This window comes from Limnohabitans sp. WS1 (assembly GCF_003063265.1).
In the GTDB taxonomy this organism is placed as follows: Bacteria; Pseudomonadota; Gammaproteobacteria; order Burkholderiales; family Burkholderiaceae_C; genus Limnohabitans_A.
Genome location: NZ_NERU01000012.1, coordinates 126101 through 132399 on the forward strand (window position 1 = coordinate 126101; position 6299 = coordinate 132399).

Annotated in this window: 7 protein-coding genes; 6 read left to right on the plus strand and 1 reads right to left on the minus strand. The window is 61.5% G+C overall.

Annotated features, from left to right (window positions below):
- Positions 1–73: 73 nt before the first annotated feature.
- Positions 74–385, minus strand: a complete 312-nt coding sequence (locus tag B9Z48_RS14845; protein WP_089963356.1) for a DUF3579 domain-containing protein — start codon at positions 383–385, stop codon at positions 74–76.
- Between the two features lie 211 nt (positions 386–596).
- Between B9Z48_RS14845 and B9Z48_RS14850 the strand changes: the two genes are divergently transcribed.
- The 6 genes from B9Z48_RS14850 to kynA all read left to right on the plus strand — a co-directional run bounded on the left by B9Z48_RS14850 (position 597) and on the right by kynA (position 6039).
- Positions 597–1799, plus strand: coding sequence for an aspartate aminotransferase family protein (locus B9Z48_RS14850; RefSeq protein ID WP_108379375.1), 1203 nt, complete (start codon positions 597–599; stop codon positions 1797–1799).
- A complete protein-coding gene (gene argF / locus B9Z48_RS14855; RefSeq protein ID WP_108379377.1) occupies positions 1796–2764 on the plus strand; it encodes an ornithine carbamoyltransferase in 969 nt (322 codons plus the stop codon). The genes B9Z48_RS14850 and argF overlap by 4 nt, the downstream gene beginning before the upstream one ends.
- A gap of 46 nt (positions 2765–2810) precedes the next feature.
- A complete protein-coding gene (locus tag B9Z48_RS14860) occupies positions 2811–3119 on the plus strand; it encodes a YkgJ family cysteine cluster protein (RefSeq protein ID WP_108379379.1) in 309 nt (102 codons plus the stop codon).
- Between the two features lie 68 nt (positions 3120–3187).
- Positions 3188–3814, plus strand: a complete 627-nt coding sequence (kynB, locus tag B9Z48_RS14865) for an arylformamidase (protein WP_108379381.1) — start codon at positions 3188–3190, stop codon at positions 3812–3814.
- 22 nt (positions 3815–3836) lie between these two features.
- Positions 3837–5123, plus strand: coding sequence for a kynureninase (gene kynU, locus B9Z48_RS14870; protein WP_199233529.1), 1287 nt, complete (start codon positions 3837–3839; stop codon positions 5121–5123).
- 10 nt (positions 5124–5133) lie between these two features.
- Positions 5134–6039 carry a tryptophan 2,3-dioxygenase gene (kynA, locus tag B9Z48_RS14875; RefSeq protein WP_108379383.1) on the plus strand — a complete coding sequence of 302 codons (906 nt, stop codon included), beginning with the start codon at positions 5134–5136 and terminating at the stop codon, positions 6037–6039.
- The last annotated feature ends 260 nt before the right edge of the window (positions 6040–6299 follow it).

The following is a 6299-nucleotide window of genomic DNA, read 5'->3' on the forward strand; positions in this document are numbered from 1 at the left end:
CGTTTGAAACGGGTGCGCTGTCAGCGAAACAAAAAAAACCGCCTTCGGGCGGTTTTTTCATGGTCGGCCGGCATCAGGACAGATCGGGCAACAAGCAAGCTTCGACCACTTGCAAGCCATTGTCGCGGGCGAAATTCATGACAAAGTCCCAGGCCATGACGTTGTAGTCGCGCAAATCGCGGTGCACCACCACGCATTTGACGCCCCCCAAGGTGGTGGGAATGCACCAGGGTGAATAACTGAGGTGGCTGCCCGGTGTGGCGCCGCCCGGGCGAAAGGGGCTCATGACGCCTGCCAAACGCTCGGCCCAGTCGCTGGGCCGAAAGGTCTTGCCGTCCTCGGTGACCCCTTGGATAAAGACTTCTTTGGCAGTGTTGGAGACCATCGGATAGAGGTGTGAATCAGTGGAGTCCAGAGCTCGGGATCGCCGACCACTGGTTTACCCGAATATTCTATCTTATATAAGACTTGAAACCGCTCGCTCACCCGCAAAAGCGAAGTTGACAAGTCCTGAACCTGCCGGGTATTTCTGCCTCTAAAATCTGCTTTCAGCGGCCCCTCTTCGTTGGGCCGATTTTTATTTCAGGAGTTCACGCATGTCCGCTTTCATTGAAGCCGCCTCACCGCACACCATGAACACCTATGGCCGACTGCCCATCGCACTCAGCCATGGTCAAGGTTGCCGAGTTTGGGACGTCAATGGCAAGTCCTATCTGGACGCTTTGGCCGGCATTGCGGTGAACACCTTGGGCCACAACCACCCCGATTTGGTGCCTGCGCTGCAAGATCAATTGGCCAAAATGATCCACAGCTGCAACTACTTCCATGTGCCCAACGCCGAAGTGCTGGCGGCCAAGCTGGTCGAGTTGTCGGGCATGACCAATGTGTTTTTCTGCTGCACGGGGCTTGAGGCCAACGAAGCGGCCATCAAACTGGCGCGCAAATACGGCCACGACAAAGGCATCGACAAACCCGAAATCGTGGTTTACGAAAAAGCCTTCCATGGCCGCAGCATCGCTACGCTGAGCGCCACGGCCAACGAGAAGCTCAAAACAGGCTTTGGCCCCATGTTGGAGGGCTTTGTGCGCGTGCCGGTCAACGACATCGAAGCCCTGAAAAAAGCCACCGAAGGCAACCCGAATGTGGTGGCGGTGTTCATGGAAACCATCCAGGGCGAAGGCGGCATCAACCCGATGCGCATCGAATACCTGCAGCAAGTGCGCGCCCTGTGCGACCAAAAAGACTGGCTGATGATGATCGACGAGGTGCAGTGCGGCATGGGCCGCACCGGCAAATGGTTTGCCCACCAGTGGGCGGGCATCGTGCCCGACGTGATGCCCCTGGCCAAGGGCCTGGGCTCGGGCGTGCCGATTGGCGCGGTGGTGGCCGGTCCCAAAGCCGCCCACATCTTCCAGCCCGGCAACCACGGCACCACTTTTGGCGGCAACCCACTGGCCATGCGCGCCGGGGTCGAGACCATCCGCATCATGGAAAAAGACGGCCTGATGGCCAATGCGGCCAAAGTCGGTGCACATCTGCGCGGTGCGCTGGACAAGGCACTGGCGGGCGTGCCAGGCGTGAAAGAAGTGCGTGGCCAGGGCTTGATGCTGGGCATTGAACTCGACCGCCCCTGCGGCCCGATCTGGAGCCGCGCCGCCGAAGCAGGTCTGCTGCTGAGCGTGACGGCCGACAGCGTGATCCGCCTGGTGCCGCCGCTCATCATGACCGAGGCCGAAGCCGACGAAGTGGTCGCCATTTTGGTGCCCCTGATCACCACCTTTTTGGCAGAAACCGCATGAGCTTGACCCCACCCGTGCCTGTGCGGCACTACCTGCAGTTCACTGACCTCACGGCCGACGAGTACGCACATGTGTTTGCACGCGCTGCCGAGATCAAGCGCAAGTTCAAGGCTTACGAAAAGTACCACCCGCTGGCCGACCGCACGCTGGCCATGATTTTCGAAAAAGCCAGCACCCGCACCCGCGTGAGCTTTGAGGCCGGCATGTACCAACTGGGTGGCTCGGTGGTGCACCTGACCACGGGCGACAGCCAGCTGGGCCGCTCCGAGCCCATCGAAGACAGCGCCCGGGTGATCAGCCGCATGACAGACATCGTCATGATCCGCACCTACGGCCAAGACAAAATTGAGCGCTTTGCCTCGCACTCGCGCGTGCCCGTCATCAACGGCCTGACCAACGAGTTCCACCCCTGCCAAATTCTGGCCGACCTCTTTACCCTGCTGGAGCACCGGGGCCTGGACGCCCAGGGCCAACCGGACCCGTCTTACCTGAAGGGCAAAGTGGTGGCTTGGGTGGGTGATGGCAACAACATGGCCAACACCTGGCTGCAGGCGGCCGAGTTGCTGGGTTTCACGGTACACCTGAGCACGCCCAGCGGCTACGAAGTGGACCAGGCCGTGGCCGGTTTGCGCAGCGCCGACTGCTACAAAATCTTCCAAAACCCGCAAGACGCCTGCCGTGATGCCGACTTGGTCACCACAGACGTGTGGACCAGCATGGGCTACGAAGCCGAGAACGAAGCCCGCAAGAAAGCCTTTGCCGACTGGTGTGTGGACGAAGCCATGATGCAAGTGGCCAAGCCCGACGCCCTGTTCATGCATTGCCTGCCTGCGCACCGGGGCGAAGAAGTCAGCGCCGAAGTCATCGACGGCCCGCAATCGGTGGTCTGGGACGAAGCCGAAAACCGCATGCATGTGCAAAAGGCGCTCATGGAGTTTTTGCTCTTGGGCCGCGTCCAGGCTTGATTCATTACCCCGGACTTGATCCGGGGTCTATTCCCCTTTTCACCCCATGTCCAACTGCACCACCTGCGGCGCTTGCTGCGTCAGCTTTCGGGTGGATTTTTCCGTGTACGAATACGAAGAAGCCGGCGGCGATGTGCCTGCCGGACTGGCCTCGCCCATCACTGAGCACACCTGCCGCATGCGCGGCACCGACCACAGCCCGCCGCGCTGCGCCGCGCTCTATGGCAAAACGGGCGAAAAAGCGATTTGCGGCATTTACGAATGGCGGCCATCGCCTTGCCGAGAGTTTGAAGAAGGCAGCCCCGATTGTGAGCAAGCGCGTCGACGCCATGGCCTGCCTGCGCTGAACGTCTGAAGTCTTTTTCACGGGTGTTGGAAATAACCGACACCACGGTTTTTTGTGGGGTGCTACCTTCGCACACCATGAAAAAACTTTGGGACATTTCCCCTCCTGTCGATGCGCAAAGCCCGGTCTTTCCGGGCGACACGCCCTACACCCAGCAATGGGCTGCCACGCTGACTGATGCATGCCCGGTCAACGTGAGTGCCATCACCCTGTCGCCTCATGTGGGCGCGCATGCCGATGCCCCACTGCATTACGACCCGCAAGGCGCGGCGGTGGGCGCTTTGGACCTGCTGCCCTTTCTGGGCCGCTGCCGCGTCATCCACGCGCTGGACGCTGGCCCCTTGATCACCATCGCCCACCTGCAACACGCCCTGAGCGATGTGCCCGAGCGGCTGCTGGTGCGCACCTACCGCCAATTTCCACGTCAACACTTCGACACCCAACTCACCGCCTTTGACCCCGCCTGCGTGCAGCACTTGGCCGACCTGGGCGTGCTGCTGATCGGCACCGACAGCGCCAGCATCGACCCGGCCGACAGCAAGCAACTGCCCAGCCACCAAGTCATTCGCCAACGCGGCTTGCGCGTGCTGGAAAACCTGCTGCTCGACAACGTGCCCGAAGGCGATTACGAACTGATCGCCCTGCCCCTGAAACTCATGACCGCCGACGCCAGCCCCGTGCGTGCGGTCTTGCGCGAACTTTGAACACCACTTGAAAGACAAGCCCATGATGAACCTCACCCCCACCCTGCAAGACTGCGAACTGCTGGACGCGCAAGACCCGCTGCGCGACCTGCGCGACCAGTTCGATTTGCCGCCTGGCGTGATTTATTTGGACGGTAACTCGCTGGGCGTACTGCCCAAAACCGTCCCTGCCCGCGTGGCCCATGCCGTGACGCACGAATGGGGCACCGACCTGATCAAAAGCTGGAACACCGCAGGCTGGTTCACCCTGCCCCAGCGCGTGGGCGACAAGATTGCCCGCGTCATCGGTGCCCAGCCGGGGGAAGTGATCGCCGCAGACAGCACCTCGATCAACCTGTTCAAAGTGTTGGCTGCTGCCCTGCACATCGCCAAGGCCGACCACCCCCACAAAACCAAAATCGTCAGCGAGCGCAGCAACTTCCCCACCGACCTGTACATCGCGGAAGCCTTGTGCAAGGAACGCGGTTTCACGCTGCAACTGGTCGAAGCCGATGAGATCGCAGCCGCCTTGCAAGCCGATGTGGCGGTGCTCATGCTCACCCATGTGAACTACCGCACCGGGGCCATGTACAACATGCAGGCCGTCACCGCCCAGGCTCATGCGCAGGGCATCCTCACAGTGTGGGACTTGGCGCACAGCGCAGGCGCGGTGCCCGTTGACCTGAACGGCTCAGGGGCCGACTTTGCGGTGGGTTGCGGCTACAAATACCTCAACGGCGGCCCCGGCGCTCCGGCTTTTGTGTGGGTGCATCCGCAACACACCGACCGCTTTTGGCAACCCCTGGCAGGCTGGTGGGGCCATGCCGCGCCCTTTGCCTTCACGCCGGATTACCAACCTGCCGCAGGCATCACCCGCTACCAATGCGGCACGCAACCCATCTTGAGCCTCACGGCACTCGACTGCGGGCTCGACGCCTTTTTGGCCTCCGAGGCCTTGGGTGGCATGGCCGCGCTTCGCCAAAAGTCTCTGGCGCTCACGGGCCTGTTCATGCAGCTGGTGCGCACCCGCTTGCACGGGCACGGCTTTGGCATTGCCACACCAACTGAAGAAGCCCTGCGCGGCTCGCAAGTGAGCCTGACCCGGGCCGAAGGCGCCTACGCCATCGTTCAAGCCCTGATTGCGCGCGGCGTGATTGGCGACTTCAGGGCGGGCGATGGCGGCCAGCACCCCGACATCTTGCGCTTTGGTTTCACGCCGCTGTATGTGGGCTATGCCGACGTGTGGCAGGCCGCAGAACACCTGTGCCAGGTCATGCAAAGTGGCGAGTGGCAAGACGCCCGCTTTGCGCAAAAACACGCCGTGACCTGAAAGGAACCCCATGAGTTCATGTCCTTTCCACACCCCGAACGCCGACACCGCCGCCAGCGCCAGCGCCGCAGCGGGCGATGCCACAGGCGAGCGCATCGTGCACGATGAAAAAGCCCAGCTCGACTTTGACGGTCGCATGAGCTACGGGGACTACTTGCAGCTCGACGCCATCCTGAACGCGCAACAACCGCTCTCGCCCGACCACAACGAGATGCTGTTCATCGTGCAGCACCAGACCAGCGAGCTGTGGATGAAGCTGATGCTGCACGAACTGCAGGCCGCCATGGCGGGCATCGCGCAAGACCAATTGCCCGACGCCTTCAAAAAGCTCGCCCGCGTCAGCCGCATCATGGAGCAGCTGGTGCACGCTTGGGACGTGCTGGCAACCATGACGCCGCCCGAGTACAGCGCCATTCGCCCCTACCTGGCGCAGTCCAGTGGCTTTCAAAGCTGGCAATACCGCTGCATCGAGTTTGCGATGGGTAACAAAAACGCGGCCATGCTCCAGCCCCACGCGCACCGCCCTGACCTGTCGGCCATCGTGCAGGCCGCTTACGAAGCACCCTCGCTGTACGACGAATGCCTGCGCCTGCTGCAACGCCGAGGTCTGGATGTGCCGAGCAGCCACACCCAACGCGATTGGCGACAGCCCTACCCGGCAAGCGTTGCGGTGGAAAACGCCTGGCTAATGGTCTACCGCAACCCGCAGCAGCACTGGGACCTGTACCAGCTGGGCGAAGAATTGACCGACCTGGAAGACGCCTTCCGCCTGTGGCGCTTTCGGCATGTGACCACGGTGGAGCGCGTGATCGGGTTCAAACGCGGCACGGGCGGCACGGGCGGTGTGAGCTATTTGCGCAAGATGCTGGACACCGTGCTCTTCCCCGAAATCTGGACGCTGCGCACACAACTGTGAGCACTTGACTGCAGATCACCCTTCGGGTGCCCTTGGCCAACAAGCAATTTGTAGGACCAGCGCCCCCCGGAGCGATGGCTTGTGGTCTGCAAGGCTTATCGCGACGAGGGCGTCGCTCCTACAGGGATCATTGCCCTGCATTTTGTAGACATGATGGATGACCTGCCCACCTGACAAACGTGGGTTAAGTTAATGGGTGTGAAACCTTTATCAACTCAGTGCCACAACTCAGGAGGCAGGTCATGAAACAGTTTAACGAT